General features: G+C 68.1%; 29 protein-coding genes. 23 read left to right on the plus strand and 6 right to left on the minus strand.

The features are described 5' to 3' along the window. The first annotated feature begins 4 nt into the window (after positions 1–4). The 6 genes from J8I35_RS23045 to J8I35_RS23070 are packed head-to-tail and all read left to right on the plus strand — an operon-like array spanning position 5 to position 4,357. On the plus strand, positions 5–559 hold the full coding sequence (locus J8I35_RS23045) for a MauE/DoxX family redox-associated membrane protein (RefSeq protein ID WP_050012316.1): 555 nt from the start codon (positions 5–7) through the stop codon (positions 557–559). Continuing rightward, positions 556–1,191, plus strand: coding sequence for a methylamine dehydrogenase accessory protein MauD (gene mauD / locus J8I35_RS23050; protein ID WP_124555546.1), 636 nt, complete (start codon positions 556–558; stop codon positions 1,189–1,191). The genes J8I35_RS23045 and mauD overlap by 4 nt, the downstream gene beginning before the upstream one ends. Positions 1,192–1,230: 39 nt before the next feature. Continuing rightward, positions 1,231–1,785 carry a methylamine dehydrogenase light chain gene (locus J8I35_RS23055; protein WP_209927001.1) on the plus strand — a complete coding sequence of 185 codons (555 nt, stop codon included), beginning with the start codon at positions 1,231–1,233 and terminating at the stop codon, positions 1,783–1,785. Further along, positions 1,782–2,282 (plus strand): cytochrome c, encoded by a 501-nt coding sequence (locus J8I35_RS23060; RefSeq protein WP_209927002.1) that lies wholly within the window; start codon positions 1,782–1,784, stop codon positions 2,280–2,282. The genes J8I35_RS23055 and J8I35_RS23060 overlap by 4 nt, the downstream gene beginning before the upstream one ends. Beyond that, entirely contained in the window at positions 2,279–2,818 is a 540-nt protein-coding gene (locus J8I35_RS23065) for a cytochrome c (RefSeq protein WP_209927003.1), read from the plus strand. Before J8I35_RS23060 ends, J8I35_RS23065 begins: the two co-directional genes overlap by 4 nt. A gap of 33 nt (positions 2,819–2,851) precedes the next feature. Further along, positions 2,852–4,357, plus strand: a complete 1,506-nt coding sequence (locus J8I35_RS23070; protein ID WP_209927004.1) for an aldehyde dehydrogenase family protein — start codon at positions 2,852–2,854, stop codon at positions 4,355–4,357. Positions 4,358–4,410: 53 nt separating this feature from the next. Here the strand turns inward: J8I35_RS23070 and J8I35_RS23075 are convergent, their stop codons facing one another. Then, positions 4,411–4,854, minus strand: coding sequence for a DMT family transporter (locus tag J8I35_RS23075; RefSeq protein WP_209927008.1), 444 nt, complete (start codon positions 4,852–4,854; stop codon positions 4,411–4,413). Positions 4,855–4,975: 121 nt separating this feature from the next. Between J8I35_RS23075 and J8I35_RS23080 the strand changes: the two genes are divergently transcribed. Continuing rightward, on the plus strand, positions 4,976–5,857 hold the full coding sequence (locus J8I35_RS23080) for a LysR family transcriptional regulator (protein ID WP_209927012.1): 882 nt from the start codon (positions 4,976–4,978) through the stop codon (positions 5,855–5,857). Positions 5,858–5,892: 35 nt separating this feature from the next. On the opposite strand, the gene J8I35_RS23085 is transcribed toward J8I35_RS23080, so the two are convergent. Further along, a complete protein-coding gene (locus J8I35_RS23085) occupies positions 5,893–6,060 on the minus strand; it encodes a hypothetical protein (RefSeq protein WP_160300498.1) in 168 nt (55 codons plus the stop codon). A 447-nt stretch (positions 6,061–6,507) separates the two neighbouring features. Between J8I35_RS23085 and J8I35_RS23090 the strand changes: the two genes are divergently transcribed. The 6 genes from J8I35_RS23090 (at position 6,508) to J8I35_RS23115 (ending at position 12,240) form a co-directional block, all read left to right on the plus strand. Further along, entirely contained in the window at positions 6,508–7,461 is a 954-nt protein-coding gene (locus J8I35_RS23090) for a choline ABC transporter substrate-binding protein (RefSeq protein ID WP_209927018.1), read from the plus strand. A 61-nt stretch (positions 7,462–7,522) separates the two neighbouring features. Beyond that, a complete protein-coding gene (locus J8I35_RS23095; RefSeq protein WP_209927020.1) occupies positions 7,523–8,452 on the plus strand; it encodes a 3-keto-5-aminohexanoate cleavage protein in 930 nt (309 codons plus the stop codon). Positions 8,453–8,541: 89 nt separating this feature from the next. Next, entirely contained in the window at positions 8,542–9,507 is a 966-nt protein-coding gene (locus J8I35_RS23100; RefSeq protein ID WP_209927025.1) for an L-carnitine dehydrogenase, read from the plus strand. Positions 9,508–9,517: 10 nt separating this feature from the next. After that, positions 9,518–10,006: a thioesterase family protein gene (locus J8I35_RS23105; protein WP_050012326.1), complete on the plus strand. Its 489-nt coding sequence runs from the start codon at positions 9,518–9,520 to the stop codon at positions 10,004–10,006. A gap of 57 nt (positions 10,007–10,063) precedes the next feature. Continuing rightward, positions 10,064–11,020: an alpha/beta hydrolase gene (locus J8I35_RS23110; protein WP_209927032.1), complete on the plus strand. Its 957-nt coding sequence runs from the start codon at positions 10,064–10,066 to the stop codon at positions 11,018–11,020. A gap of 23 nt (positions 11,021–11,043) precedes the next feature. Next, positions 11,044–12,240 carry a TauD/TfdA family dioxygenase gene (locus tag J8I35_RS23115; protein ID WP_209927038.1) on the plus strand — a complete coding sequence of 399 codons (1,197 nt, stop codon included), beginning with the start codon at positions 11,044–11,046 and terminating at the stop codon, positions 12,238–12,240. A gap of 193 nt (positions 12,241–12,433) precedes the next feature. On the opposite strand, the gene J8I35_RS23120 is transcribed toward J8I35_RS23115, so the two are convergent. The 3 genes from J8I35_RS23120 to J8I35_RS23130 form a co-directional block, all read right to left on the minus strand. Further along, positions 12,434–12,733, minus strand: coding sequence for a DUF4148 domain-containing protein (locus J8I35_RS23120; RefSeq protein WP_050012329.1), 300 nt, complete (start codon positions 12,731–12,733; stop codon positions 12,434–12,436). Positions 12,734–12,947: 214 nt separating this feature from the next. Beyond that, positions 12,948–13,934 carry an oxidoreductase gene (locus J8I35_RS23125; protein ID WP_209927043.1) on the minus strand — a complete coding sequence of 329 codons (987 nt, stop codon included), beginning with the start codon at positions 13,932–13,934 and terminating at the stop codon, positions 12,948–12,950. Positions 13,935–14,104: 170 nt separating this feature from the next. Further along, complete coding sequence (locus J8I35_RS23130; RefSeq protein ID WP_048243381.1) at positions 14,105–14,395, minus strand: DUF3331 domain-containing protein; 291 nt, start codon at positions 14,393–14,395, stop codon at positions 14,105–14,107. Positions 14,396–15,056: 661 nt separating this feature from the next. Between J8I35_RS23130 and J8I35_RS23135 the strand changes: the two genes are divergently transcribed. From J8I35_RS23135 to J8I35_RS23180, 10 genes are all read left to right on the plus strand, one after another. Further along, positions 15,057–15,821, plus strand: coding sequence for an SDR family oxidoreductase (locus J8I35_RS23135; protein ID WP_050012331.1), 765 nt, complete (start codon positions 15,057–15,059; stop codon positions 15,819–15,821). A gap of 99 nt (positions 15,822–15,920) precedes the next feature. Then, positions 15,921–16,763: an ureidoglycolate lyase gene (locus J8I35_RS23140; protein WP_209927049.1), complete on the plus strand. Its 843-nt coding sequence runs from the start codon at positions 15,921–15,923 to the stop codon at positions 16,761–16,763. A 23-nt stretch (positions 16,764–16,786) separates the two neighbouring features. Next, on the plus strand, positions 16,787–18,064 hold the full coding sequence (locus tag J8I35_RS23145; protein ID WP_050012333.1) for an L-fuconate dehydratase: 1,278 nt from the start codon (positions 16,787–16,789) through the stop codon (positions 18,062–18,064). 88 nt (positions 18,065–18,152) lie between these two features. Further along, entirely contained in the window at positions 18,153–18,929 is a 777-nt protein-coding gene (locus tag J8I35_RS23150) for an SDR family oxidoreductase (RefSeq protein ID WP_124594777.1), read from the plus strand. 12 nt (positions 18,930–18,941) lie between these two features. Continuing rightward, a complete protein-coding gene (locus tag J8I35_RS23155) occupies positions 18,942–20,480 on the plus strand; it encodes a sugar ABC transporter ATP-binding protein (protein ID WP_209927051.1) in 1,539 nt (512 codons plus the stop codon). 27 nt (positions 20,481–20,507) lie between these two features. Continuing rightward, complete coding sequence (locus J8I35_RS23160) at positions 20,508–21,545, plus strand: ABC transporter permease (RefSeq protein ID WP_050012336.1); 1,038 nt, start codon at positions 20,508–20,510, stop codon at positions 21,543–21,545. A 71-nt stretch (positions 21,546–21,616) separates the two neighbouring features. Beyond that, positions 21,617–22,558: an ABC transporter substrate-binding protein gene (locus tag J8I35_RS23165; protein ID WP_050012448.1), complete on the plus strand. Its 942-nt coding sequence runs from the start codon at positions 21,617–21,619 to the stop codon at positions 22,556–22,558. Positions 22,559–22,622: 64 nt separating this feature from the next. Beyond that, entirely contained in the window at positions 22,623–23,513 is an 891-nt protein-coding gene (locus tag J8I35_RS23170; RefSeq protein ID WP_209927121.1) for an amidohydrolase family protein, read from the plus strand. Between the two features lie 67 nt (positions 23,514–23,580). Further along, the gene (locus J8I35_RS23175; RefSeq protein ID WP_050012337.1) at positions 23,581–24,348 is read left to right on the plus strand and encodes a FadR/GntR family transcriptional regulator; all 768 of its coding nucleotides are present in this window, start codon (positions 23,581–23,583) and stop codon (positions 24,346–24,348) included. Positions 24,349–24,519: 171 nt separating this feature from the next. Next, positions 24,520–25,665 carry an alpha-hydroxy acid oxidase gene (locus tag J8I35_RS23180; RefSeq protein WP_209927054.1) on the plus strand — a complete coding sequence of 382 codons (1,146 nt, stop codon included), beginning with the start codon at positions 24,520–24,522 and terminating at the stop codon, positions 25,663–25,665. 52 nt (positions 25,666–25,717) lie between these two features. On the opposite strand, the gene J8I35_RS23185 is transcribed toward J8I35_RS23180, so the two are convergent. Further along, positions 25,718–26,959, minus strand: coding sequence for an FAD-binding oxidoreductase (locus J8I35_RS23185; RefSeq protein WP_209927057.1), 1,242 nt, complete (start codon positions 26,957–26,959; stop codon positions 25,718–25,720). Positions 26,960–26,992: the final 33 nt, after the last annotated feature.

Here is a 26,992-nt window from a genome sequence, read left to right on the forward strand (position 1 = left end):
CGCGATGACCGTCGATCCCGTACTCGCCACCAGCGCGCAGGCCGGCGCGGCCGCCGTCGTGCTGCTCGGCGCCTTCGCGAAGATGCGCCGCCCCGCCGCGTTTCGCCACGCGCTCGCCGGCTACCGGCTGCTGTCCGATGCGCTGACCGCGCCCGTCGCGTTCGCGATTCCGCTCGCGGAAGTCGTCGCCGCCGTGGCGCTGCTGTTTCCCGACACGCGCGCGGCCGGCGCGACCGGCCTGATCGCGTTGCTCCTGGCGTTCGCGGCCGGCCTCGCGATCAACCTGCTGCGCGGCCACACCGACATCGACTGCGGCTGTTCCGGCTTCACCGCCGCCCGTGCGGACGCGCCGCGCGGCATCGGCTGGCTCCATGTCGGCCGCGTGCTGCTGCTCGTCGCGCTGGCCGCGACCGCGTTCGTCGAGCCGGGCACGCGCGCCGTCGTGTGGTTCGACTACCTGACGCTGTTCTTCTCCGTGCTGCTTATCGTCTGCGCGCTGCTCACCGTCGACGTGCTGCTCGCCAACGTCCCGCGCCTTTCTCATCTGAGGAATTCATGATGCAAACCGCTCTTACCGTTTCCACCGCCCTGTTGTGGGTGGCCGTCCTCGCGCTCGGCGCGATCTGCCTCGCGCTGGTGCGCCAGATCGGCATCCTGTACGAACGCATCATGCCGGCCGGCGCGCTGATGATCGACAAGGGGCCGGCGGTCGGCACGATCGCGCCGACGTTCGAACTGACCGACATTCGCGGCTCGCACGTGAAAGTCGGCGGCATCGATGCAGCGGGCAAGGCGACGCTGCTGTTCTTCCTGTCGCCGACGTGTCCGGTCTGCAAGAAGCTGCTGCCGCTGCTGCCGTCGCTGCAGGCCAGCGAGGCGACGCCGGTGAACATCGTGCTCGCGAGCGACGGCGATGCCGACGAACATGCGCGCTTCGCGCGAAAGCACGACCTCGGGCGCTTCCCGTACGTGCTGTCGCAGGAGCTCGGCCTTGCGTACCAGATCGGCAAGCTGCCGTATGCGGTGCTGCTCGACGAAACGGGCGCCGTGCGTGCGAAGGGGCTCGTCAACACGCGCGAGCACCTCGAGAGCCTGTTCGAGGCGAAGGAGCGCGGCGTCGCGTCGCTGCAGCAGTTCGTGCACGGCGATCACAGCCACGATGCGCACGACGCGCACGCGCAGCACGCATGACCGGCCGGACCTTTTTCAACGTCATTGGAGAACGACGACATGGGCGTGTTTGATTCATGGTTCGAGCGGTCGGCGCGCGGCGTCGCGCAGCACAGTTCGCGGCGCAGCGCGATGGCGAAGCTCGGCAAGGTGCTGGTGGGGTCGGCGCTGCTGCCGCTGCTGCCCGTCGATCGCACCGCGTATGCGGCCGATGCGGTATCCGGGGCATCGGCGGCGCCGGGTGCATCCGGCGCCGCCGCGGCGGGCGCGAGCGACGACCCGACGAGCTGCGACTACTGGAAATACTGCGCGATCGACGGCTGGCTTTGCAGCTGCTGCGGCGGCACGTCGAGCAGTTGCCCGCCGGGCACGACGCCGTCGCCGATCACGTGGATCGGCACCTGCCGCAATCCGCACGACGGTTCGGACTACATCGTGTCGTACAACGACTGCTGCGGCAAGACCTCGTGCGGCAAGTGCTTCTGCAACCGCAACGAGCGCGAGAAGCCGCTGTACAAGCTGTCGCTGAACAACGACATCAACTGGTGCATGGCGAACGGTAATTCGAATTACCACTGTTCGGTTTCGGTTCTGCTAGGGGCGGCTAAGCAATGAAAGTGAAGCAGGCAGGAAGGATCGTCGTTGCATGCATGACGGCCGTGGGGACCTTCGCATTACCCGGCGCGGCCGGCGCACAGGAAGCCGTGCATCACCCGGCCGGAAAAAGCCTGTTCGACGCACAGTGCGCGGTGTGTCACCAGGCGGGCGGAAAAGGGCAGGACGGGCTGGCGCCGCCGCTGACCGAGTACCCGGGCAAGTACGCGGCGGCGGAAGCCGGCCGGGCGCAGCTGATCGCGACGCTGCTGCACGGCATGTTCGGCGAGATCGAGGTGCACGACAAGCGCTACAACTTCAAGATGCCGTCGTTCGCGAGCGCGAGCGACGACGACATCGCGCACGTGCTGAACTACGTCGTGTTCGACCTCAACGCGCAACACGGCGACGCGAAGCCGTTCACCGCGGCCGATATCCGCGCGGCGCGCGCGAAGCAGATGGACGGCACGGCCGTGCACGCGCAGCGCGCGGTGGTGATCAAGGGGCTCGGCCTGTGAACGGCGTGCGCGCGTCCGTGCACGGCACGCGGTGCGCGTCGCCGTCATCGCGGTTCGGCGGCCTGCCGCGTCGCCTGTCGTGCTGGCTGCTGCTGTCGGGCGCCGCGGCCTGCGCGTTCGTCGTGTCCGCACCCGCACAGGCCGACGGCGCGGCCGATGCCGCGCTCGCACGGCAGCACTGGGTGCTCAACTGCATGGGTTGCCACACGGCGACGGGCGGCGGCATTCCCGGCAAGGTGCCGCCGCTCGCGAATTCGCTCGGCTATTTCACGCATTTGCCGGCCGGGCGCGAGTACGTGATGCGCGTGCCCGGTGCGTCTAACTCGGCGCTGTCGGATCGGGAGCTGGCCGACGTGCTGAACTGGGTGCTCACGACGATGAACCGCGACGCGCTGCCGCGCGACTTCAAGCCGTATACGGCTGCCGAAGTCGCCGCGCACCGCCGCCCCGCGCTGTCCGACGTCGCGACCGTGCGCACCGGGCTCGTCCGCGCGTTGCAGGCGCGCGGGATCGACGGCGTCACGGAGCGCTACTGACCGACTCACTCAACGAATCAGGGAAACAGGAACATGGAGACGAACGAAACCTTTGCGCTGCTCGGCGCGACGCGTGCATTTCTCGCGAAGCCGAAGAAGATGCTGATCGGCGCCGAATGGAGCGACGCCGCGTCGGGCCGCCAGCTCGATGTCGTGAACCCGGCCGACGGCGCCGTGATCGCGCACGTGCCCGAAGCCGACGAGCGCGACGTGCAGCAGGCGGTCGCCGCCGCGCGCCGTGCATTCGATGCTGGCCCGTGGCGCACCGCGAAGACCACCGACCGCGAGCGCCTGATGCTCGTGCTCGCCGACCTGATCGAAGCGAACGCGCGCGAGCTGGCCGAGATCGAATCGCTCGACAACGGCAAGCCGGTGACGGTCGCGCAGGGGCTCGACGTCGCGATGGCCGCGCAGTGCTTCCGCTACATGGCCGGCTGGGCGACGAAGATCGAAGGCAGCGTGATCGACGCCGGCATGCCGTACCTGCCGGACAGCGAGATCTTCGCTTATACGCGCAAGGAACCCGTCGGCGTGGTCGGTGCGATCATCCCGTGGAATTTTCCGTTGCTGATGGCCGCGTGGAAAATCGCGCCGGCGCTCGCGACGGGCTGTACCGTCGTGCTGAAGCCTGCCGAAGACACGCCGCTGAGCGCCTTGCGGCTGGGCGAGCTGATCCAGGCGGCCGGCTTCCCGGACGGCGTCGTCAATATCGTCACCGGCTACGGTCACACGGCCGGCGCGGCGTTGTCGCGCGATCCGCGCATCGACAAGATCGCGTTTACCGGGTCGACGCAGACGGGCAAGACGATCGGCCATGCGGCGCTCGACAACATGACGCGGATGTCGCTGGAACTCGGCGGCAAGTCGCCGGTGATCGTGCTACCCGACGTCGACCTCGACAGGGCCGCGCAGGGCGTCGCGAACGCGATCTTCTTCAACCAGGGGCAGGTGTGCACGGCCGGTTCGCGCGCGTACATTCACGCGAAGGTGTTCGACGGCGTGATCGAGCGCGTCGCGAAGCTCGCCGCGAGTCTGAAGATCGGCCCCGGGATGGACCCGGCGACGCAGATCGGCCCGCTCGTGTCGGCGAAGCAGCGCGAGCGCGTGTGCGGTTACATCGACTCGGGGTTCGGCGAGGGCGCGCGCGCGGCGGCGGGCGGCCGCGCGGTCGACGGCCCCGGCTTCTTCGTCGAACCGACGGTGCTGGTCGATACGACGCAGGCGATGCGCGTGGTGCGCGAGGAAATTTTCGGGCCGGTGCTCGTCGCGATGCCGTTCGACGACGTCGATACGGCCGTGCAGCTCGCGAACGATACGCCGTACGGCCTCGGCGCGAGCATCTGGTCGAACGATCTGGCGTCTATCCACAAGCTGGTCCCGCGTATTGCCGCGGGCACCGTGTGGGTCAACTGCCATTCGCTGCTCGATAACGCATTGCCGTTCGGCGGGATGAAGCAGTCGGGCTTCGGCCGCGAACTCGGCCGCGCGGTGATCGACCAGTACACGGAGAGCAAGTCGGTGATGATGAACTACGCGTGAGCGTCGCGGCGCGTGCGTGCGCGGCCGGCGTATCGGCCACGCACGCGCCGCCGTCACGCGCGGATCAGCACGACCCCGACGATGAGGCACGCCGCGCCGGCAATGCGGATCGCGCTTGCCGAATGCTGCGGGATGCCGAGCACGCCGAAATGGTCGAACGCGAGCGCGCCGGTCATCTGCCCGACGACGATCAGCGCGAGCGTCGTCGCCGCGCCCAATCGCGGCACCATCAGGATCGCGACGCCGACGAATACCGCGCCGAAGAATCCGCCCGTCCAGCTGAACCACGACCCCGCACCGGACAACGCGCTGCTCACGCGCGGGTGAGGCGACAGCAGCGCGACCGCCAGCATCGCGGCGAGGCCGACGACGTAGCTGACCGACCCGGCCCACCACGGTGAACCGATCTGCGTGCGCAGGTTCGCGTTGAGCACCTGCTGCAACGCAACGCTGATGCCGGCCGCCACGACCAGCAAATAAGAGAGGACGGTAGTCACGAAGATGAACGCTCCGAAAGCGTGGCCGCCACGGTGGTGCGGGCACGGAAGGCTTTCATTCTGCGCAGCGCGCCGGTATAACACAAATATCGAATCTGGCGCTCATCCATCTCGTTTCGGCATGCCATCACTCCGGCAAATCCAGTATTTCCTGACCGTGGCGGACCTCGGCGGCTTCACGCCGGCCGCGGGTGCGCTCCATGTCGCGCAGTCGGCGCTCAGCCGGCAGATCGGCCAGCTCGAGGACGAACTCGGGTTCCTGCTGTTCGACCGCGAACCGAGAGGCGTGCGGCTCACGCCGGCCGGCGCGCTCTACCGCGAACGCGTGGCGTCGATCCCGGCCACGCTGATGGCGGCCGCCGACGAAGGCGCGCAGTTCTCGCGCGGGGAGGCCGGCGTGCTGCGGCTGCTGCATTCCAGTACCGTGCCCGTCAGCAGCCTGATGCCGGATCTCGACCGCTTCATGCGCGATTGTCCGGGCGCGCACATCGATCTCGACCGCGCGTCGTCCGAGGATCAAGTGACGGACATCGCGAACGGCCAGGCCGATGTCGGGATCGTCCGGTTGCCGGTGCTGCGGCGCGATGCACGCGTGCGTTTCGTCGAGCTGGCGGCCGAACGCCTGTGCGTGGCGGTGGCGGCCGATCATCCGCTCGCGCACCGCAAGCGCGTCGCGATCGCGCGGTTGCGGCGCGAGCCGTTCGTCTCGGCCGTGTATCGGGAGCGGGGCGGCCTCGCGCGCGTCGTGATCGATCTGTGCCTGAAGCGCGGCTTCGTGCCGTCGGCCGCGCGGATCGTGTCGCCGAAGACGTCGATGCTGAATCTCGTCGCGGCCGGCCACGGCGTGGCGATCGTGCCGGCGCGGATGGCGAGCATCGGGATCGACGGCGTCGTGTTCGTGCCGATTCCGGACGAGGATGCGAGATCGGTGTGCGCGCTGGTGTTGCCGATCGAGTCGACGGTGCTCGCGGACGCGTTCGTGCGGGTGGTGACGGCGGGCTGAACGCGCCGCATCGCCACCGGGCCCGACGTCGATATTCAGACGCGGTACCCCGCATCGTGCATCAACCGGCGCGACGCGTCACCGCGCGGGCCTTCCGCATCGAATTGCGCACGAAGTTTCGCATCGGCGCTGCGCATCACGCGGCGGCGCATGGGCACGACGAGGGCGACGAGGGCGACGACGAAGAAAGCGGCAAGCATCATGGTGTTCCTTGGCGGAAAGACCGGAGACGGACATCGCGACGGCCGGCCGTGTCCGTCCGCATCCGTTCGAGCGACGCGCAACGGCCGGACGATACGAGTCGGCACGGCAACGGGCAGGCCGCGCGCGATCGCTCGGCGACTGCCAGCATAGGGCCGGCCCACGGCCTCCGGCGACCTGTCGGAAATCCGTCAGCAAGGCCATGGCGGAATCGAAAGGTGCGCGCCGCATCCGGGCAATCTCGGCGCTCCCCGGAGAAACCCGAAACCCCCGTCCGTCAAGCCTCAGACGAAACATAGTGGTTTCCACTCATAGTCGCAAACAGGCAAGAACAGGTCGCCGACGGTCTTCTCGCGGCGAATATGGCTCGTTACTTTTACTCCCACGATGCAGGCCGGCGCACACTCCGCGCACCGGCTGCCGCGAGACCAACCGGGAGGAACCGAACCATGAAGTCGACGAAGATCGCCGCGCTTGCCGCGGCCGTGCTGGCGACCGGCGCGTTCACGCAAGCCGCGCTGGCCGAAACGGATGCCGCGACCTGCCGCACCGTGCGCTTCGCGGATATCGGCTGGACCGACATCACGTCCACGACCGCGCTCGCGTCGACGGTGTTCGAGGCGCTCGGCTACAAGCCGACCACGACGATCGCATCGGTGCCGATTTCGTTCGCCGGCCTGAAGAGCAAGCAGCTCGACGTGTCGCTCGGCTACTGGTGGCCCGTGCAGCAGAAGCAGCTGCAACCGTTCCTCGACAGCAAGTCGATCAACGTGGTCGAGCCGCCGAACCTGTCCGGTGCGAAGGCGACGCTCGCGGTGCCGAGCTACGCGTACCAGGCCGGCCTGAAGACCTTCGACGACATCGCGAAACACCGTGCGGAGCTTGACGGCAAGATCTACGGGATCGAGCCGGGCAGCAGCGCGAACGCGACGATCCAGAAAATGATCGACACGAACCAGTACGGGCTGGGCGGCTTCAAGCTCGTCGAATCGAGCGAGGCCGGGATGCTGGTGACGGTCGAGCGCGCGGCCCGCGAGAAGAAGTGGGTCGTGTTCCTCGGCTGGGAGCCGCATCCGATGAACATCCAGCTCAGCATGAACTACCTGTCCGGCGGCGACGCGGCGTTTGGCCCGAACTACGGCGAAGCGCGCGTGTACACGCTCACCGCGCCCGACTTCATCGCGCGCTGCCCGAACGCGGGCAAGCTCGTGACGAACCTGCGCTTCTCGACGCAGCTCGAGAACCAGCTGATGCAGACGGTGATGAACAAGACCAAGCCGGCCGATGCCGCGAAGGCGTACCTGAAGAAGAACCCGCAGGTGCTCGATCCGTGGCTCGCGGGCGTCAAGACGTTCGACGGCAAGGACGGCCTGCCTGCGGTGAAGGCGTATCTCGGGCTGTAACGGCCCGCGCCCCTATGCCATTAGCAATGCGACACAACCCGAATCAAGCGAGGCACCCATCATGAATCACGAAGTCATCATCACCTGCGCGGTCACCGGTGCGGGCGATACGGTCGGCAAGCATCCGGCGATTCCGGTCACGCCGAAGGAGATCGCGGCCGCCGCGATCGAAGCCGCGAAGGCCGGCGCGACGGTCGCCCACTGCCACGTGCGCGATCCGCAGACGGGGCGCGGCAGCCGCGACCCGAACCTGTATCGCGAAGTGGTCGACCGCATCCGCTCGGCCGACGTCGACGTGATCATCAACCTCACGGCCGGCATGGGCGGCGATCTCGAGATCGGCCCGGGCGAGGACCCGATGCGCTTCGGCAAGGGCACGGATCTCGTCGGCGGCCTCACGCGCCTCGCGCACGTCGAGGAGCTGTTGCCCGAGATCTGCACGCTCGACTGCGGCACGCTGAATTTCGGCGACGGCGACTACATCTACGTGTCGACGCCCGCGCAGTTGCGCGCCGGCGCGAAACGCATCCAGGAACTCGGCGTTAAGCCGGAGCTGGAGATCTTCGATACGGGCCATCTGTGGTTCGCGAAGCAGTTGCTGAAGGAAGGGCTGCTCGACGGTCCGCCGCTGTTCCAGCTGTGCCTCGGCATTCCGTGGGGCGCGCCGGCCGACACGGGCACGATGAAGGCGATGGTCGACAACCTGCCGCCGGGCGCGCACTGGGCCGGCTTCGGGATCGGCCGCATGCAGATGCCAATGGTCGCGCAGGCGATGCTGCTCGGCGGCCACGTGCGGGTCGGTCTCGAGGACAACATCTGGCTCGACCGCGGCGTGCATGCGACCAACGGCACGCTCGTCGAGCGCGCCCGCGAGATCGTCGAACGGCTCGGCGGCCGCGTGCTGACGCCGGCCGAAGGCCGCCGCAAGCTCGGCCTGCCGGCGCGCGGCGAACGTCCGCTCGAACGTCGCGCGCTCGCCGAATTCGCGTGAGTTTTTCGCCGACTGACTGACATGACAGGGTGGCCTGCGCGCACGCGAGACCCCCCACCGATTTCCCCTGATTCTAAGGATGCGTTGACATGGCATTGAAGACCGACATCAACACGTTTGCCGCGATCGGCACCGGCGTGATCGGCAGCGGATGGATTGCCCGCGCGCTCGCACACGGTCTCGACGTGGTTGTGTGGGACCCGGCGCCGGGCGCCGAAGCGCGGTTGCGCGCGAGCGTCGCGAACGCGTGGCCCGCGCTCGAACGCGTCGGCCTCGCGCCGGGCGCCGATCCCGCGCGGCTGCGGTTCGTGTCGACGATCGAAGCATGCGTCGCCGATGCCGATTTCATCCAGGAAAGCGCGCCCGAGCGCGAGGCGCTAAAGCTCGAGCTGCACGAGCAGATCAGCCGCGCGGCGAAGCCCGACGCGATCATCGCGTCGTCGACGTCGGGCCTGCTGCCGACCGATTTCTACGCGCGGGCGACGCATCCGGAGCGCTGCGTGGTCGGCCACCCGTTCAACCCCGTCTACCTGCTGCCGCTCGTCGAGGTGCTCGGCGGCGCGCGCACGTCGCCGGAAGCGGTCGAAGGCGCGATGGAGGTCTATCGCACCCTCGGCATGCGGCCGCTGCACGTGCGCAAGGAAGTGCCGGGCTTCATCGCGGACCGTCTGCTCGAAGCGTTGTGGCGCGAGGCGCTGCATCTGGTCAACGAAGGCGTCGCGACGACCGGCGAGATCGACGATGCGATCCGCTTCGGCGCGGGCATCCGCTGGTCGTTCATGGGTACGTTCCTGACCTACACGCTGGCCGGCGGCGATGCGGGCATGCGACACTTCATGCAGCAATTCGGCCCTGCGCTCGAACTGCCGTGGACGAAGCTGGTCGCGCCGACGCTGACCGACGCACTGATCGACCGCGTCGTCGAAGGCACGACCGAACAGCAGGGCACGCGCAGCATCAAGGAGCTCGAACGCTATCGCGACGAGTGCATCACCGAGGTGCTGAAATCGATCGCCGCGGTGAAGGCGCGGCACGGGATGCGATTCGACGAATAAAGGACAGGCGATGACGGGCGATACCCCGCTGACGATTTACCGCGACGTGGTGCGGCCCGAATGGGTCGACTACAACGGCCACCTGCGCGATGCGTTCTACCTGCTGATCTTCAGCTTCGCGACCGATGCGTTGCTGGATCGCATCGGCCTCGACGACGCCGCGCGTCGCGAACGAGGGCGCTCGGTCTACACGCTCGAAGCGCACGTGAACTACCTGCGCGAGATCAAGGAGGGTACGCCGGTGCGCGTCGATGCGCGTGTGCTCGCGCACGACGCGAAGCGCATGCACCTGTATCTCGAACTGTTCGCCGACGGGCATGACGACGCGGTATCGGCGAGCGAGCAGATGCTGTTGCACGTCGATACGCGCGACGGTGCGAAATCGGCACCGTTCGACGACGACGTGGCCGCGCGCGTGGCCGAACTGCATGCGTTGCAGCGCGAGTGCGCGGCGCCGGCTTATGCGGGCCGCGTGATCGGGCTGCCGCCGCGCCGCTAGCGGCGCGCTTCATTTCACGATCTTCTACCTTCGGTCTTCGACCGCGGAGCGTACACGATGCTCGAACCGGAAATCGCGGCGTTCGTCGCGGCCGTCGACGCGTGGTATCCGGCCGATGCGGCGGCGCGTTCGCCCGACGAGCAGCGCCGCCTGTACGACCGCTTCGCGGCCGAATGGACGCCGGCCGCGCTGCCCGCCGGCATCGTGCAGCAGGACGCCGTGTGGCGCGCGCCGGACGGCCGCGCGATCGCGCTGCGGCGCTATACGTCCGCGCACGGCACGCCGCGCGGCACGGTGCTGTTTTTTCATGGCGGCGGTTTCGTCGTCGGCTCGCTCGGCAGCCATGCGCTGATCACCGCGCAACTGGCGGCCGATACGGGCCTCGACGTGATCGCCGTCGACTATCGCCTCGCGCCCGAACACCGCGCGCCGGCCGCGCTCGAGGATTGCGTGGCAGTCACGCGTGCCGCGCGCGATGCACGCTGGTCGTTCGGGCCGTGCGTGCATCCGTTGACGCTCGCGGGCGACAGCGCGGGCGGGATGCTCGCGGCGGCGGTGGCGACCGCGCTGCGCGATGCGGGCGAAGGCAGCGTGGACGGCATCGCGCTCGTTTATCCGATGCTCGGTTTCGAACCGCAGTCGCCCGCGCGCGAAACAGAAGCGCACGCGCCGATGCTGACGCTCGACGACGTGCATCGCTATCGCGCGCTGTACTGGGGCGGTGACTTGGCCGACGTGCTGCGAAACGGCAACCCGTTGCTGCGCGCGTCGGTGCCGCTCGAAGCCGGGCGGTTCGACGGCTTGCCGCCGGTGCTCGCGATCGGCGCGGAGCACGATCCGCTGCGCGACGATGCGCGCGTGTACGTCGAACGGGTTCGCGCGGCGGGCGGCGTCGCGAACTACTGGATGGGAGAGGGGCTGGTGCACGGCTGCTGGCGCGCGCTCGGGACGAGCCCGCAGGCCGCACGGATGCACCGGATGGTCGGCAGGTTCTTGCTCGCACCACACGCGTAGCGGGCGTTTTCCGGGAGGCAACGATGCAGGCGGCAGCGCAACACCGTATCGAGGACTGGCGGACATTTTCGGCCGACGCGGCGATCGCGGCGGCGACGATTGGCGACGGCAAGGTGGACGTCGAATGGAGCGACGCGCGACGATCGCCGTTCCATTTCGACTGGTTGCGCGACAATTGCGCGTGTTCCGCGTGCGTGCATGCGATCACGCGCGAACAGGTCTTCGAGATCGCCGATGCGCGCGAGGATCTGTCCGCGCTTACCGTGCACGTCGAAACCGACGGCGCGCTGCATGTCGAATGGAACGACGGACACCGCAGCGCGTGGTCGCCGGGCTGGTTGCGTGCGCATGCATATGACGACGCGTCGCGCGCGGAGCGCGTGGCCGCGCACGGGCGGCACATATGGACCGGCGACGATGCGACGGCGATCGGCGTGTTCGCGTGGCGCGACGTGATGGAGGACGATCACGCGTTGCTCGCATGGCTCGGCGCATTGCAGCGCACGGGGCTGACGCTCGTCGAAGGCGTGCCGGCGGAGCGGGGCCGCGTCGACGAGGTCGCGCGCCGCGTCGGCCTGATCCGCGAAAGCAATTTCGGCGTGCTGTTCGACGTCGAATCGAAGCCGCGCCCGGACAGCAATGCGTATACGTCGCTGAATCTTCCGCCGCACACCGACCTGCCGACGCGCGAATTGCAGCCGGGCGTGCAATTCCTGCATTGCCTCGCGAACGACGCGACGGGCGGCGACAGCATCTTCCTCGACGGCTTCGCGCTCGCGGACGCGCTGCGGCGCGAACATCCGGACGATTTCGAGCAGCTCGCATCGACGCCGTTCGAGTTCTGGAACAAGAGCGCGAACAGCGACTACCGCTGTTCGGCGCCGGTGATCGGGCGCGATGCGCGCGGCAACGTGACGGAAGTGCGCGTCGCGAACTTCCTGCGCGGGCCGCTCGATGCGCCGGCCGGCTCGGTCGCGGCCGTCTATCGCGCGTACCGGCGGTTCCTCGCGTTGGCGCGCGAGCCGCGCTTTCGCGTGCAGCGCCGGCTGCGGGCCGGCGACATGTGGGCGTTCGACAACCGGCGCGTGCTGCATGCGCGCACCGAGTTCGATCCGTCGACGGGCCGCCGGCATTTGCAGGGCTGTTACGTCGATCGCGACGAATTGCTGTCGCGGTGGCGCGTGTTGTCGCGGGCGGTGCCGGCCGACGCTGCGCGCTGATCGACACACACGGCGTCTTCACGCACGACCTCTTGGGGAAAAAGCACCCGGACGCCAGGCGTCCGGGCGAAGCCACCCGCTGCCGGGCGGCGGAGGTATGCGTTTCACAAAACGGACGAGCCCCGCGAAGGGGCTCGTCCGGACTGCGTGACTTCATCGCGCGACGCGCGGCGCCCGCCGGGGGCGCATCGGCTTACTGGCCGAAGAAGATCGAGTCGCGTGCGTTCGACGAAGCGGCTGCCGGCGCGCCCGAATGGACGAGCGGAGCCGGTTGTGCGCCGTAGCCGCTGGTGTCGGCGCCATGAACGCGCGCTTCGGCGCTCTGGATGTCGTTCGGGTAGTACGGGCTCGACACGCCCGGCTTGTAGCCGGCTTGTTCGAGCTGGACCAGTTCGTTGCGCACTTGAGCGCGCGTCACGGTGCTTTGAGCGAATGCGCCGAACGAAGCGGACAGGGCGGCAGCGGCAACGACTGCGGAAACGAGCGATTTCATGGTGACCTCCGGTGTTTTATTGGGTTCGCTCCCGACACCATGTCTTGAGCGAGTGATCCAATCTTAGTCACCGGCGGGTTCAGGGTAAACGCTGATTTTGATGATAAATTGTTTCCTGGCCGGTAACAGTGCGGCGGCGCATCAGTCTTTCAACGGGCTTTCTTTTCGGTCAGCGTAATAAGTATGAGGAATATTGCGATCGCCGGCGCACGACTCAGCGCGCTTCGGCCGCCGTATCGAGCGGCCGACCCGGCGAGCGGCCGGCGGGTGCCCCGGCGCTGAGGAAGCGCACGCCGGTCGCGGCTTCCGATGCTTCCCACAGCAGCGCCGCCGCCGCCACGCTGCGCGCCGCGCGCGGCACGCTCGCCGGCGCCGGCAGCCCGCGCGATTCGAACCAGCCGGACGGGCCGATGTACGCGCCGCCGGCCAGATCGGGCGACGTGGCCGCATGAATCGCCGGCAGCGCGCCCTGGTCGGCCGGTTGCGCGAGATAACGGTTCGCGGCGCGCATCAACGCGGCGCGGGCGGGCGAGCGGTCCATCGCCGGGCCCGCGAACTGCAGGTTGGTCGCCGCATAGCCGGGATGCGCGGCGACGCTGATGCCCGCGAATGCCGCGCGCGCGAAGCGGCGCTGCAACTCGATCGCGAACACGAGGTTCGCGAGCTTGCTGTCGCAATAGGCGAGATAACGGTTGTAGTGCTGCGCGGCGCGCAGGTCGTCCACGCGAATCCGGCCACCGCGGTTGAAGCCGCTCGACATCGTGACGACGCGCGCCCGGTGCGCGGCGCGCAGCGCCGGCAGCAGATGGCCGGTCAGCGCGAAATGGCCGAGGTGGTTGGTGCCGAACTGCATCTCGAAGCCGTCGCGCGTGTGCCGCAGCGGCAGGAACATCACGCCGGCGTTGTTGCAGAGGATGTCGACGCGGCCGTGGCGTTCGCCGACGTCGGCCGCGAAGCGTGCAATCGATGCGAGATCGGCGAGGTCGAGCGGATCGACTTCGACGCGTGCATGAGGATGAAGCCGGCGGATCGCGTTGGCGGCCTGCGCGCCGCGTGCGCCGTCGCGGCAGCCCATCACGACCGTCGCGCCTTTCGCGGCCAGCGTTTCCGCGAGATGCCAGCCGAGGCCGCTGTTGGCGCCGGTCACGACCGCGACCTTGCCGCCTTGCGCCGGGACGTGGCGCGCGCTCCATGCATGCATGTCTGCCTCCATCGGCGCGGCCGGTCGGCCGCGGCACTTAATCGTTACATTGATTGGTGTAACGATAGTGCGGGCGGACGGAGCAGACAAGCGGAGGAATTAGACCGGCGCTTCTAGGGGTTCGGGGCTCAGGGCGTGGCGCCGCGAGCCCGGCGCAGGACCGGCGGGTGTTACCTGCCGCCGGCCAGCGCGAGCACCTCGGCGGCGGAGATCATGGCGGCGGCGTTCGCGGGGGCCGGGCGCTCGGCCGGGCGGAACACTTCGTCGCCGCGGTGGATGACCTGGCGCGACAGCGCGCAGGTGCCGGTGCGTTGCGCGAAGCGGCGGCGCCAGCGTTGTTCGCCGTAATGACAGCGGCCGGGTTCGACCCAGCGGACGACGAGCAGCGTATCGGAACGTTCGAGGATTTCGACGTGGACGTCGGCGGGATCGAGCGCAGGCAGGGATTGGGAGGCCTTCATTTTGCCGTTTCCTAAAGCCCGTGCGGGTTCGGCCATGGCAGTGGGTGTCACTACCCAAGGGGGAATCCGTAGGGGTTTCCATGAGTGGTGCGCTAAATGTAAGCGTCTGTGACCGGAAAAAACATCCTGTCCGGCTCGAATTACCTTTTGCCGATTTAGAAACAATCGACGCTTATTTTCTTGGAAAACCAAAGACAAAAAGCCCCGGACAAGAAGCCCGGGGCGGAAAATCGGCCCGCACACCGTGTCTGCTCGCCCAGTCACGGGATACATCGCCGGGGGACGGAGGTGCCCGCTCGGGATCCGGAGCGGGCGGGGGGCGATGTACCGGAAGCGCGGTCCGGCAACGCCATGATGGCGTGCGGCACCCGTTGGCACCCTGACGCGAACATGACTTTTTTGTCAGTTTCGCCCGTGCGCGGTACGGACGCGCCTGAAGAATCGGCTGGAACGCCGGTATTGGGTTTGAACGGAGAGTGGGGCAACACTTCAACGCCGGTCGCGCGCCGCATTCTCGTGCGCCGCACGGATTGACCCGCCCCGGGTAAATCCTGAATCCCAATTTCGTGACAAACGCGCGATCCGTTCCTATGATTGGTTGGACCTTTAGTCCTTTGTGCCAATCGGCCGACTGGCGGCCGGCTTTTTCGGAGAGAAGCTCATGAGATTGCAGGGCAAACGCGCGCTGGTGACGGCGGCCGGGCAGGGCATCGGCCGCGCGACCGCGCTGCGGTTCGCGAGCGAGGGCGCCGACGTCCTGGCGACCGACATCAACGAAGCCGCGCTGGTGCGGCTCGAAGCCGATGCCGAGCGCGCGGGCGGCCGGCTGGCCACGCGGCGGCTCGACGTGACCGACGCGAACGAGGTGGCCGCGCTCGCCGCGAGCGAACGCGCGTTCGACGTGCTGTTCAACTGCGCGGGCTACGTGCATCACGGCTCGATCCTCGAGTGCGACGAAGACGCGTGGGCGTTCTCGCTGAACCTGAACGTCACGTCGATGTACCGGCTGATCCGCGCGCTGCTGCCCGCGATGCTCGAAGCCGGCGGCGCGTCGATCGTCAACATGGCGTCGGCCGCGTCGAGCGTGAAGGGCGTGCCGAACCGCTTCGTGTACGGCACGACCAAGGCGGCCGTGATCGGACTGACCAAGTCGGTGGCCGCCGATTTCGTCGAGCGCGGTATCCGCTGCAATGCGATCTGCCCGGGCACGATCGAATCGCCGTCGCTGGCGCAGCGGATCGCCGACCAGGCGCGCACGCGCCACGTGTCCGCCGACGAGGTGCGCCAGGCGTTCGTCGCGCGCCAGCCGATCGGCCGCATCGGCAGCGCGGACGAAGTGGCCGCGCTCGCGCTCTATCTGGCGTCCGACGAAGCGTCGTTCACCACCGGCACGATTCACCTGATCGATGGCGGCTGGTCAAACTGACCGCGTCTAGCCGACCGCGTCTAGCCGACCGCGTCTAGCCGACCGCGTCGAACTGACCGCGCCTTCCTATTTACCTTCCGATTCCATTCAGACGACGCTATGAAACTGCTGAGATTTGGCGACAAACACCATGAAAAGCCGGGCCTGCTCGATGCGCACGGCCAGATTCGCGACCTGTCCGGCGTGATCGACGACATCGCCGGCGACGCGCTGACCCCCGCATCGCTCGTGCGGCTGCGCGACATTCCGCCGTCGTCGCTGCCGCTTGTCGAAGGCACGCCGCGGCTCGGCGCGTGCGTCGGCCGCGTCGGCAAGTTCATCTGCATCGGGCTCAATTATTCGGATCACGCGGCCGAATCCGGGATGGAGGTGCCGAAGGAGCCCGTCGTGTTCGGCAAGTGGACGAGCGCGATCTCGGGCCCGAACGACGACGTCGAAATTCCGCGCGGCTCGGAAAAGACCGACTGGGAAGTCGAGCTCGGCGTGGTGATCGGCCAGGGCGGTCGCTATATCGACGAAGCCGATGCGCTGTCGCACGTCGCCGGCTACTGCGTGGTGAACGACGTGTCGGAGCGCGAATACCAGCTCGAACGCGGCGGTACGTGGGACAAGGGCAAGGGCAACGACACGTTCGGCCCGATCGGCCCGTGGCTCGTGACGGCCGACGAAGTGCCCGATCCGCACGCGCTGCGACTGTGGCTGGAAGTGGACGGCCACCGCTACCAGAACGGCACGACCGCGACGATGGTGTTCCGCGTGCCGCACCTGATCAGCTACCTGAGCCGCTTCATGAGCCTGCAGCCGGGCGACGTGATCTCGACCGGCACGCCGCCGGGCGTCGGCCTCGGGCAGAAACCGCCCGTCTACCTGCGCGCCGGACAGGTGATCACGCTCGGCATCGACGGGCTCGGCGAGCAGCGCCAGCGCACCGTGCAGGCCTGATTTCCTTCAACGGACGGTTCGTCATGCCTATCATTCGATCGATGCGCGTCCTCGACGTGCGCTTTCCGACCTCGCGCCAGCTCGACGGTTCCGACGCGATGAATCCGGACCCCGATTATTCGGCGGCCTACGTCATCCTCGAAACCGATCGCGACGGGCTCGCAGGTCACGGGCTCACGTTCACCATCGGGCGCGGCAACGAAATCTGCTGCGCGGCGATCGACGCGATGCGCCACCTCGTCGTCGGCCTCGACCTCGACTGGATCCGCGAGGACATGGGCCGCTTCTGGCGGCACGTCACGTCGGACAGCCAGTTGCGCTGGATCGGCCCCGACAAGGGCGCGATCCACCTGGCGACGGGCGCCGTCGTCAATGCGGTGTGGGATTTGTGGGCGAAGGCCGTCGGCAAGCCACTGTGGCGGCTCGTTGCCGACATGAGCCCGGAGGAGCTGGTGCGGGCGATCGACTTCCGCTACCTGACCGACTGCCTGAGCCCGGACGAAGCGCTCGACCTGCTGCGCCGGCAGGCGCCCGGCAAGGCCGCGCGGATCGCCGCGCTGGAGCGTGACGGCTACCCGTGCTACACGACGTCGGCCGGCTGGCTCGGCTACAGCGACGACAAGCTGCGCCGGCTGTGCCGCGAGGCGGTGGAAGCAGGTTTCGAGTACGTGAAGCTGAAAGTCGGCGCGAACCTCGCCGACGACATCCGCCGCGTGACGATCGCGCGCGAGGTGATCGGCCCCGACCGCAAGCTGATGATCGACGCAAACCAGGTGTGGGAAGTCGACGAGGCGATCGACTGGGTGCGCGCGCTCGCGTTCGCGCGGCCGTGGTTCATCGAGGAGCCGACGAGCCCCGACGACGTCGAAGGGCATCGCAAGATCCGCGAGGCGATCGCGCCGGTGCAGGTCGCGACCGGCGAGATGTGCCAGAACCGCGTGCTGTTCAAGCAGTTCATCGCGCGCGGCGCGATCGACGTCGTGCAGATCGATGCGTGCCGGCTCGGCGGCGTGAACGAGATTCTCGCGGTGATGCTGATGGCCGCGAAGTACGGGCTGCCGGTGTGCCCGCATGCGGGCGGCGTCGGGCTGTGCGAATACGTGCAGCACCTGTCGATGATCGACTACGTGTGCATTTCCGGCACGAAGGAAGGGCGCGTGACCGAGTACGTCGATCACCTGCACGAGCATTTCGTCGAACCGTGCGTGGTGCGCGGCGCGGCGTACATGCCGCCGACGGCGCCCGGCTTCTCGATCGAGATGAAGCCCGAATCGCTTGAGCAGTACCGGTTCCGCGGCTGACGCACGGCAACGCACGACGGCGCGCCATTTGCGTGGTGCGCGCCGTGCGCACCGTGCGCGGCGACAACATGAACGACGGAGACGCGAAGTGGATTTGAATCTGCAAGACAAGGTCGTGATCGTGACCGGCGGCGCGTCGGGCATCGGCGCCGCGATCTCGATGCGGCTGGCCGGCGAAGGCGCGATTCCCGTGGTGTTCGCGCGCCACGCGCCCGACGATGCGTTCTGGCGTGCACTTGCACAGAAACAGCCGCGCGCGGCGTGCGTCACTGTCGAACTGCAGGACGACGCGCAGTGCCGCGACGCGGTCGCGCAGACCGTCGCGCGCTTCGGCCGCATCGACGGCCTCGTCAACAACGCGGGCATCAACGACAGCATCGGGCTCGACGCGGGGCGCGACGCGTTCGTTGCGTCGCTCGAACGCAACCTGATCCATTACTACGTAATGGCGCATTACTGCGTGCCGCACCTGAAGGCGACGCGCGGCGCGATCGTCAACATCTCGTCGAAGACGGCCGTGACCGGGCAGGGCAACACGAGCGGCTATTGCGCGTCGAAGGGTGCGCAGCTCGCGCTGACGCGCGAATGGGCGGTCGCATTGCGTAACGACGGCGTGCGCGTGAACGCGGTGATTCCCGCGGAGGTAATGACGCCGCTCTACCAGAACTGGATCGCGGGCTTCGACGATCCGCAGGCGAAAGTCGCGGAAATCGCCGGCAAGGTGCCGCTCGGCCAGCGCTTCACGACGGCCGACGAGATCGCCGATACGACGGTGTTCCTGCTGTCGGATCGCGCATCGCACACGACGGGCCAGTGGCTGTTCGTCGACGGCGGCTATACGCATCTCGATCGTGCGATCAGCTGAGGGCCGCGTTCCATGCAACCCGACCTGAATCCGAACACCGCGCCGCCGTTGATCGCGCTGACCGGCATCGGCAAGCGCTTTCCGGGCGTGCAGGCGCTCGACGATTGCCGTTTCGACCTGCGTGCGGGCGAAGTGCATGCGCTGATGGGCGAGAACGGCGCCGGCAAGTCGACGCTGATGAAGATTCTCGCGGGCGTCTACCCGCGCGACGCGGGCGAGATCCGGATGGACGGCCGCCCGGTGGAGATCGCCGACCCGCGTGCCGCGCAGGCGCTCGGCATCGGCATCATCCATCAGGAGCTGAACCTGATGAACCACCTGAGCGTCGCGCAGAACATCTTCATCGGTCGCGAGCCGCGCGGCCGCTTCGGCGTGTTCGTCGACGAAGACCGGCTGAATCGGGACGCTGCCGCGATCTTCCAGCGGATGCGGCTCGATCTCGACCCGCGCACGCTCGTGGGCCGGCTGACGGTCGCGAAGCAGCAGATGGTCGAGATCGCGAAGGCGCTGTCGTTCGACTCGCGCGTGCTGATCATGGACGAGCCGACCGCCGCGCTGAACAACGCGGAGATCGCCGAGCTGTTCCGCATCATCGGCGACCTGCGCGCGCACGGCGTCGGCATCGTCTACATCTCGCACAAGATGGACGAGCTGCGCCAGATCGCCGATCGCGTGACCGTGATGCGCGACGGCAAGTACGTCGCGACCGTGCCGATGGCGGGCACGTCGATGGACACGATCATCGCGATGATGGTCGGCCGCCAGCTCGATGCGGACACCCGCACGCCGCCCGATACGTCCGCGAACCAAATTGCGCTCGAAGTGCGCGGGCTGTCGCGCGGCCGCGCGATCCGCGACGTCGGCTTCACGCTGCGGCGCGGCGAGATCCTCGGCTTCGCCGGGCTGATGGGCGCGGGCCGCACCGAGGTCGCGCGCGCGGTGTTCGGCGCGGATCCGGTCGATGCGGGCGAGATCCGCGTGCACGGCCGGGCCGTGACGATCCGCACGCCGGCCGACGCAGTGAAATACGGGATCGGCTACCTGTCCGAGGATCGCAAGCACTTCGGGCTCGCGGTCGGGATGGACGTGCAGAACAACATCGCGCTGTCGAGCATGCGCCGCTTCGTGCGCCGCGGCCTGTTCCTCGACGCGCGCGCGATGCGCGACGCCGCGCAGTCGTACGTGCGCCAGCTCGCGATCCGCACGCCGTCGGTCGCGCAGCCCGCGCGGCTCTTGTCGGGCGGCAACCAGCAGAAGATCGTGATCGCGAAGTGGCTGCTGCGCGACTGCGACATCCTGTTCTTCGACGAGCCGACGCGCGGCATCGACGTCGGCGCGAAAAGCGAGATCTACAAGCTGCTCGATGCGCTCGCCGCCGAGGGCAAGGCGATCGTGATGATCTCGTCGGAATTGCCCGAGGTGCTGCGCATGAGCCACCGGATTCTCGTGATGTGCGAAGGCCGCGTGACCGGCGAGTTGCGCGCGGCCGACGCCACGCAGGAAAAGATCATGCAGCTCGCGACGCAGCGCGAGTCGACCGTGTTGTCCTGATTGTCCCGATTCAGACGCCTAACGATCATGTCCAACGATACGCATCCCGTTCCGCCCCTTGCCACCGGCGACACGCCGGCGGCCGCATCGAGCCTGAAAGCGCGCTTCTTCAACCCGGCCGCGCGGCAGAAGCTGCTCGCGTTCGCGAGCCTCGTGCTGCTGATCGCGTTCTTCAGCTTCGCGTCGTCGAACTTCCTCGACGTCGACAACCTCGTGTCGATCCTGCAGGCGACTGCCGTGAACGGCGTGCTGGCCGTCGCCTGCACGTACGTGATCATCACGTCCGGCATCGATCTGTCGGTCGGCACGCTGATGACGTTCTGCGCGGTGATGGCCGGCGTCGTGCTGACGAAATGGGGGATGCCGCTGCCGCTCGGCATCCTGGCCGCGTTGTGCTTCGGTGCGCTGTCCGGCTGCGTGTCGGGCTTCGTGATCGCGAAGATGAAGGTGCCGCCGTTCATCGCGACGCTCGGCATGATGATGCTGCTCAAGGGGCTGTCGCTCGTGATCTCGGGCACGCGGCCGATCTACTTCAACGACACGCCGGGCTTCACGTCGATCGCGCAGGATTCGCTGATCGGCAACCTGATTCCCGCGCTGCCGATTCCGAACGCGGTGCTGATCCTGTTCCTCGTGGCGATCGGTGCGTCGATCGTGCTGAACCGGACGATCTTCGGCCGCTACACGTTCGCGCTCGGCAGCAACGAGGAGGCGCTCAGGCTATCCGGCGTGAACGTCGATGCGTGGAAGATCGCGGTCTACACGTTCAGCGGCGCGGTGTGCGGGATCGCCGGGCTGCTGATCGCGTCGCGGCTGAACTCGGCGCAACCGGCGCTCGGGCAGGGCTACGAGCTCGATGCGATCGCGGCCGTCGTGATCGGCGGCACGTCGCTGTCGGGCGGCGCGGGCAGCATCGTCGGCACCATCATCGGCGCGTTCATCATGAGCGTGCTGACCAACGGCCTGCGCATCATGTCGGTCGCGCAGGAATGGCAGACGGTCGTGACGGGCGTGATCATCATCCTCGCCGTCTACGTGGACATCCTGCGCCGGCGCCGCCGTTGACACACGCAGGCATGCGCTTCACCGCCGGTTTCGGCCGGCATTTCATTCGATACGAAAAAAGGAGACGCGAAGTGATCAGGAGCAAGGTGTTGAACGCGATCGTCGGGCTGACGTTCGCCGTCGGCGTCACGGCCGGCGCGCACGCGCAGGAAACCTACATCCCGCTGATCTCGAAGGGCTTCCAGCATCAGTTCTGGCAGGCCGTGAAATCGGGCGCGACGCAGGCCGCGAAGGACTACAAGGTGAAGGTGACGTTCGAAGGGCCCGAAACCGAGGCGATGGTCGACAAGCAGATCGACATGCTGTCGGCCGCGATCGCGAAGAAGCCGGCCGCGCTCGGCTTCGCGGCGCTCGACAGCAAGGCCGCGCTGCCGCTGCTGAAGAAGGCGCAGGCCGAGAAGATCCCGGTGATCGCGTTCGACTCGGGCGTGGACAGCGACATTCCGGTGACGACGGCCGCGACCAACAACAAGGCGGCTGCCGCGCTCGCCGCCGACAAGCTCGCCGCGCTGATCGGCGACGAAGGGCAGGTGGCCGTGGTCGCGCACGACCAGACGAGCCGCACCGGCATCGACCGCCGCGACGGCTTCCTCGACCGGATGAAATCGGCGCACCCGAAGGTGCAGGTCGTGACCGTGCAGTACGGCGAAGGCGATCAGCTGAAGTCGACCGAAGTGACGAAGTCGATCCTGCAGGCGTATCCGAAGCTCAAGGGGCTGTTCGGCACCAACGAGGGATCGGCGATCGGCGTGGTCAACGGCGTGCGCGAGATGAAGCGCAAGGTCGTGATCGTCGGCTACGATTCCGGCAAGCAGCAGAAGGACGCGATCCGCAGCGGGCTGATGGCCGGCGCGATCACGCAGAACCCGATCGGCATCGGCTACAAGACGGTTGAGGCGGCCGTGAAGGCGATCAAGGGCGAGAAGCTGCCGAAGGTGATCGATACCGGGTTCTACTGGTACGACAAGACCAATATCGACGATCCGAAGATCGCGGCGGTGTTGTACGACTGAACGTGGCGGACGTGCGGCGGCGGCGATGACCGTCGCCGCCGCGATGATCGAACACGAGGGCATCATGGGCGCAGTGCGTATCGATTCGCATCAGCACTTCTGGCGTTATCGCGCGGCCGACTATCCGTGGATCGGCCCCGGGATGGGCGTGCTCGCGCGCGACTACCTGCCCGACGCACTGTGGCCGCAGATGCATGCGCAGGCGCTCGGCGCGTCGATCGCGGTGCAGGCGCGCGCCGGGCGCGACGAGACGGGGTTCCTGCTCGATCTGGCGCGCGACGACGCACGCATCGCGGCCGTGGTCGGCTGGGAGGATCTCGGTGCGCCGGCGCTGGCCGACCACGTTGCCGAGTGGCGCAGCCCGAAGCTGCGCGGTTTCCGTCATCAGGTGCAGGACGAAGCCGACGTCGGCGCGTTCGTCGCGGATCCCGGCTTCAATCGCGGTGTCGCATGGCTGCAGGCGAACGGCTATGTGTACGACGTGCTCGTGTACGAGCGCCAGTTGCCCGACGTGCGTGCGTTCTGCGCGCGGCACGATGCGCACTGGCTCGTGCTCGATCACGTCGGCAAGCCCGCGCTCGCCGAGTTCGCACGCGACGACACGGCGCTCGCGCGCTGGCGCGCGTCGCTGCGTGAACTCGGCGCGCTGCCGCACGTCGCGTGCAAGCTGTCGGGGCTCGTGACCGAAGCCGACTGGCGGCGCGGCCTGCGCGCGCAGGACATCCGGCATATCGAGCAGTGTCTCGACGCGGCGCTCGACGCGTTCGGCCCGCAGCGGCTGATGTTCGGGTCGGACTGGCCCGTGTGCCTGCTCGCGGCGTCGTATGACGAGGTCGCGTCGCTCGTCGAACGCTGGGCCGAAGCGCGGCTGTCGGCGGCCGAACGCGCCGCGTTGTGGGGCGGCACGGCCGCGCGCTGCTACGCGGTGCCGGGCGATGTGAAGCGCGGCATATAAAATAGGCGCGAACGGTCCATGCGATGCTCGGGCCGTCCGGAACGAAACCGATTACCAGCGTCAACGTATGTCCATCCAGCCGATTCAGAACCGCCGCCTCTACCAGCAGATCGCCGACAAGCTCAGTGCGATGATCGAGTCCGGCGATTTCCCGCCGGGCAGCTATCTGCCGCCCGAGCGCGAACTTGCCGAACGGTTCGGCGTGTCGCGCACGTCGGTGCGCGAGGCGCTGATCGCGCTCGAAGTGAACGGGCTCGTCAGCGTGCGCGTCGGCGACGGCGTGAAGGTGCGCCATCCCGAAACGGCCGCCGCGCCCGAACCCGTGACGGCACCCGACGCGACGGTCGCGCCGTTCTCGATCGTCGAGATCGATCCGGAGCTCGGCATCGCGCTCGACCTCGACACCGAAATCCCGCCGTTCGCGCTGCTGCAGGCGCGGCGGCTGATCGAGCCGGAGGCCGCGTCGCTGGCCGCGAAGCATGGCTCGGATGCGCAGATCGAAGGGATTCACGAAGCATTTCTGCGCAATCAGGACGATAACCGCAGCGGCTCGCTCACGCACCCGGGCGACCGGCTGTTCCATATCCGCATCGCGGAGGCGAGCGACAACGCCGCGTATGCGCTGATGATCAAGCAGCTGCTCGCGCACAAGTACGACCTGATGTTCCAGCGGCTGCAGTCGCTGTACATGCCGAACGACATGCCGCACCGGTCGGAGCGCGAGCATCGCGCGATCCTCGATGCGATCCGCGCGCGCGACCCCGACGCCGCGCGCCGTGCGATGGCCGAGCATCTCGACGAAGTGATCCGCATTTTCGGCCGCGCGCTCGATTGAGCGTGTGAATCGATTTCCTGTATGGTCGGCAGCGGTGTCCGCGATGCGCACCCACCCCGGTGCCGACGCGGCCTCGTACGGGGTGATGACCCGGCCGTCGCCATAGAACGAACGCCGCGATGCGTGCCGGCCCACCGGCATGCCGCTCGTGCGCGGAATGGAGTGTGACGAATGCGCGTGAACGATTGCCACAATTTCCACGATTTCCGCGAGCTGGCGCGACGGCGATTGCCGGGACCGATCTTCAATTACATCGACGGTGCGGCCGACGATGAAACCACGTATCGGCGCAACACGAGCGCGTTCGAAAGCTGCGATCTGGTGCCGAACGTGTTGCGTGGCGTGCGCGATGTCGATCTGTCGGTGACGGTCATGGGGCAAAGGCTCGGCATGCCGGTTTACTGTTCGCCGACCGCGCTGCAACGCCTGTTTCATCACGACGGCGAGCGCGCCGTCGCCGCCGCGGCCGCGAAAATCGACACGATGTTCGGCGTGTCGTCGCTCGGCACCGTGAGTCTCGAAGAGGCCCGTGCGATCAGCGCGGGCCCGCAGGTGTACCAGTTCTATTTCCACAAGGACCGCGGTCTCAACCGCGAGATGATGAACCGCTCGCGGGAAGCCGGCGTGAACGTGATGATGCTGACGGTGGACAGCATCACCGGCGGCAATCGCGAGCGCGACAAGCGCACCGGTTTCTCGATTCCGTTCCGGCTGACGCTCGCGGGAATGACCGAGTTCGCGTTGAAGCCGGCCTGGGCGATCAACTACCTGACTCACGAGCGATTCCGTTTGCCGCAACTCGACCGGCATGTCGACATGGGCGGCGGCGCGATGTCGATCAGCCGCTACTTCACGGACATGCTGGATCCGTCGATGACATGGGACGACGTCGCCGCGATGGTGCGGGAGTGGAACGGGCAGTTTTGCCTGAAAGGCGTGATGTCGGTCGACGACGCGCGCCGGGCGGTGGACATCGGTTGCACCGGCATCGTGTTGTCGAATCACGGCGGGCGGCAACTGGACGGTTCGCGCGCCGCGTTCGACCAGCTTGCCGAGGTGGTGGACGCGGTGGGCGACCGGATCGACGTGATGATGGACGGCGGCGTGCAACGGGGTTCGCACGTGCTCAAGGCGCTGGCGCTCGGTGCGAAGGCGGTCGGCCTGGGGCGTTATTACCTGTTTCCGCTCGCCGCCGCCGGGCAGCCCGGCGTCGAACGTGCGCTGCAACTGATGCGCACGGAGATCGAACGGGACATGCGGCTAATGGGCTGCGCGTCCGTTGCGCAGCTCGGGCGGAATCAGCTGCGCTTTCGCTGACGACGGGTTTCGGCGCCAGCCGAGCCTTCGTGCCGGCGCCGGTATCGCGCGCTCAGAAGCGATCCGCGCGATACGGCGCCGGATCGGTGAACGGCGCTTCGCCGGTCATCATCTCGGCCAGCAGGCGGCCGGTGACGGGGCCGAGCGTCAGCCCGTGATGGTTGTGTCCGAACGCGAACCACAGCCCGCGATGCGCGGGCGCGGGGCCGATCACCGGGCGCATGTCGGGCGTGCACGGGCGGAAGCCGAGCCACGGATGCGGGTCGAGCCGCTCGCCGAACCCGAACACCGGCCGCGCGACGCGTTCCGCGCGTTCGAGCTGCACACCCGTTGGCGGAAGGCCGCGGCGCGCGATCTCGACGCCGGTCGTCAGCCGCAGCCCGCGCCGCATCGGCGCGATCACGTAGCCGTATTCGCGATCGACGATCGGCGCCGACGGCACGCCGCGCGCGGACGGCGCGTAGTGCATGTGATAGCCGCGTTTCTCGCGCAGCGGGATCTTGTAGCCGAACTTGCCGAACACCGTGTCGGACCACGGGCCGAGCGCGACCACGACGGCCGGCGCGGCCGCCGGGCCGTCGTCGGTCCGGACCTGCCAGCCGGGCGACAGCGCGTCGAGGCTCGCGGCGTCGCCGGTCAGCAGCGTGCCGCCGCCCTGCACGAACAGGTGCGCATACGCTTTGACGAGCGCGGCCGGATCGACGACGCTTTTGGGGTCGAGCCAGTGCAGCGCGCCGCAGAAGCCCGGGGCGAGGCTCGGTTCGTGCGCGCGCAGCGCGGCCGCGTCGAGCGGCGTGATGCCGAGCCCGTGGCGGCGCGCGGTGAGGCTGGCGTCGGCCACGCCCCGTTCGAAGGCGGCCGGCGTGCGGAACGCTTCGAGCCAGCCGCTCGCGCGGATCAGTTCGCCGGCGCCGGCCCGCGCGATCAGCGCATCGTGTTCGACGATGCAGCGTTCGATCAGCGGCAGCATGTCGCGCGACGCCGCCGCGTGACGCAGCGGCGCCGATTCCCACCAGAACCGTGCGAGCCACGGCGCGAACGCGGGCAGCGACGCGCTGTGCCAGTAGAGGTCGGTCGAGCGGTTCAGCGCATAGCGCATCAGTGTGAACGGGCTGCGCGGGAACGGGTACGGTTCGACCGACGAGCGCTCGATCAGCCCGGCATTGCCGAAGCTCGTGCCTTCGCCGGGCGCGCCGCGATCGACGAGGGCAACCTTGCGGCCGCGATCCTGCAGGTGCAGCGCGGCGGAAACGCCGACGATGCCGGCGCCGAGAACGATGACGTCGAAATCCATCGATGGTGAGTGACGGTTGGCGGGGCGCGTGGC

The sequence above is a fragment of the Burkholderia sp. CpTa8-5 genome (assembly GCF_017815045.1).
In the GTDB taxonomy this organism is placed as follows: Bacteria; Pseudomonadota; Gammaproteobacteria; order Burkholderiales; family Burkholderiaceae; genus Burkholderia; species Burkholderia sola.

What these genes read in the sequence shown, in the direction of transcription:
- J8I35_RS23060 (WP_209927002.1), top strand. Translation starts at nt 1,782, where the DNA reads ATGAAAGTGAAGCAGGCAGGAAGGATCGTCGTTGCATGCATGACGGCC.
- J8I35_RS23095 (WP_209927020.1), top strand. Translation starts at nt 7,523, where the DNA reads ATGAATCACGAAGTCATCATCACCTGCGCGGTCACCGGTGCGGGCGAT.
- J8I35_RS23105 (WP_050012326.1), top strand. Translation starts at nt 9,518, where the DNA reads ATGACGGGCGATACCCCGCTGACGATTTACCGCGACGTGGTGCGGCCC.
- J8I35_RS23120 (WP_050012329.1), bottom strand. Translation starts at nt 12,733, where the DNA reads ATGAAATCGCTCGTTTCCGCAGTCGTTGCCGCTGCCGCCCTGTCCGCT.
- J8I35_RS23170 (WP_209927121.1), top strand. Translation starts at nt 22,623, where the DNA reads ATGGGCGCAGTGCGTATCGATTCGCATCAGCACTTCTGGCGTTATCGC.
- J8I35_RS23135 (WP_050012331.1), top strand. Translation starts at nt 15,057, where the DNA reads ATGAGATTGCAGGGCAAACGCGCGCTGGTGACGGCGGCCGGGCAGGGC.
- J8I35_RS23085 (WP_160300498.1), bottom strand. Translation starts at nt 6,060, where the DNA reads ATGATGCTTGCCGCTTTCTTCGTCGTCGCCCTCGTCGCCCTCGTCGTG.
- J8I35_RS23080 (WP_209927012.1), top strand. Translation starts at nt 4,976, where the DNA reads ATGCCATCACTCCGGCAAATCCAGTATTTCCTGACCGTGGCGGACCTC.
- J8I35_RS23055 (WP_209927001.1), top strand. Translation starts at nt 1,231, where the DNA reads ATGGGCGTGTTTGATTCATGGTTCGAGCGGTCGGCGCGCGGCGTCGCG.
- J8I35_RS23100 (WP_209927025.1), top strand. Translation starts at nt 8,542, where the DNA reads ATGGCATTGAAGACCGACATCAACACGTTTGCCGCGATCGGCACCGGC.
- J8I35_RS23125 (WP_209927043.1), bottom strand. Translation starts at nt 13,934, where the DNA reads ATGCATGCATGGAGCGCGCGCCACGTCCCGGCGCAAGGCGGCAAGGTC.
- J8I35_RS23115 (WP_209927038.1), top strand. Translation starts at nt 11,044, where the DNA reads ATGCAGGCGGCAGCGCAACACCGTATCGAGGACTGGCGGACATTTTCG.
- J8I35_RS23090 (WP_209927018.1), top strand. Translation starts at nt 6,508, where the DNA reads ATGAAGTCGACGAAGATCGCCGCGCTTGCCGCGGCCGTGCTGGCGACC.
- J8I35_RS23110 (WP_209927032.1), top strand. Translation starts at nt 10,064, where the DNA reads ATGCTCGAACCGGAAATCGCGGCGTTCGTCGCGGCCGTCGACGCGTGG.
- mauD (WP_124555546.1), top strand. Translation starts at nt 556, where the DNA reads ATGATGCAAACCGCTCTTACCGTTTCCACCGCCCTGTTGTGGGTGGCC.
- J8I35_RS23145 (WP_050012333.1), top strand. Translation starts at nt 16,787, where the DNA reads ATGCCTATCATTCGATCGATGCGCGTCCTCGACGTGCGCTTTCCGACC.
- J8I35_RS23130 (WP_048243381.1), bottom strand. Translation starts at nt 14,395, where the DNA reads ATGAAGGCCTCCCAATCCCTGCCTGCGCTCGATCCCGCCGACGTCCAC.
- J8I35_RS23070 (WP_209927004.1), top strand. Translation starts at nt 2,852, where the DNA reads ATGGAGACGAACGAAACCTTTGCGCTGCTCGGCGCGACGCGTGCATTT.
- J8I35_RS23045 (WP_050012316.1), top strand. Translation starts at nt 5, where the DNA reads ATGACCGTCGATCCCGTACTCGCCACCAGCGCGCAGGCCGGCGCGGCC.
- J8I35_RS23160 (WP_050012336.1), top strand. Translation starts at nt 20,508, where the DNA reads ATGTCCAACGATACGCATCCCGTTCCGCCCCTTGCCACCGGCGACACG.
- J8I35_RS23140 (WP_209927049.1), top strand. Translation starts at nt 15,921, where the DNA reads ATGAAACTGCTGAGATTTGGCGACAAACACCATGAAAAGCCGGGCCTG.
- J8I35_RS23180 (WP_209927054.1), top strand. Translation starts at nt 24,520, where the DNA reads ATGCGCGTGAACGATTGCCACAATTTCCACGATTTCCGCGAGCTGGCG.
- J8I35_RS23185 (WP_209927057.1), bottom strand. Translation starts at nt 26,959, where the DNA reads ATGGATTTCGACGTCATCGTTCTCGGCGCCGGCATCGTCGGCGTTTCC.
- J8I35_RS23155 (WP_209927051.1), top strand. Translation starts at nt 18,942, where the DNA reads ATGCAACCCGACCTGAATCCGAACACCGCGCCGCCGTTGATCGCGCTG.
- J8I35_RS23175 (WP_050012337.1), top strand. Translation starts at nt 23,581, where the DNA reads ATGTCCATCCAGCCGATTCAGAACCGCCGCCTCTACCAGCAGATCGCC.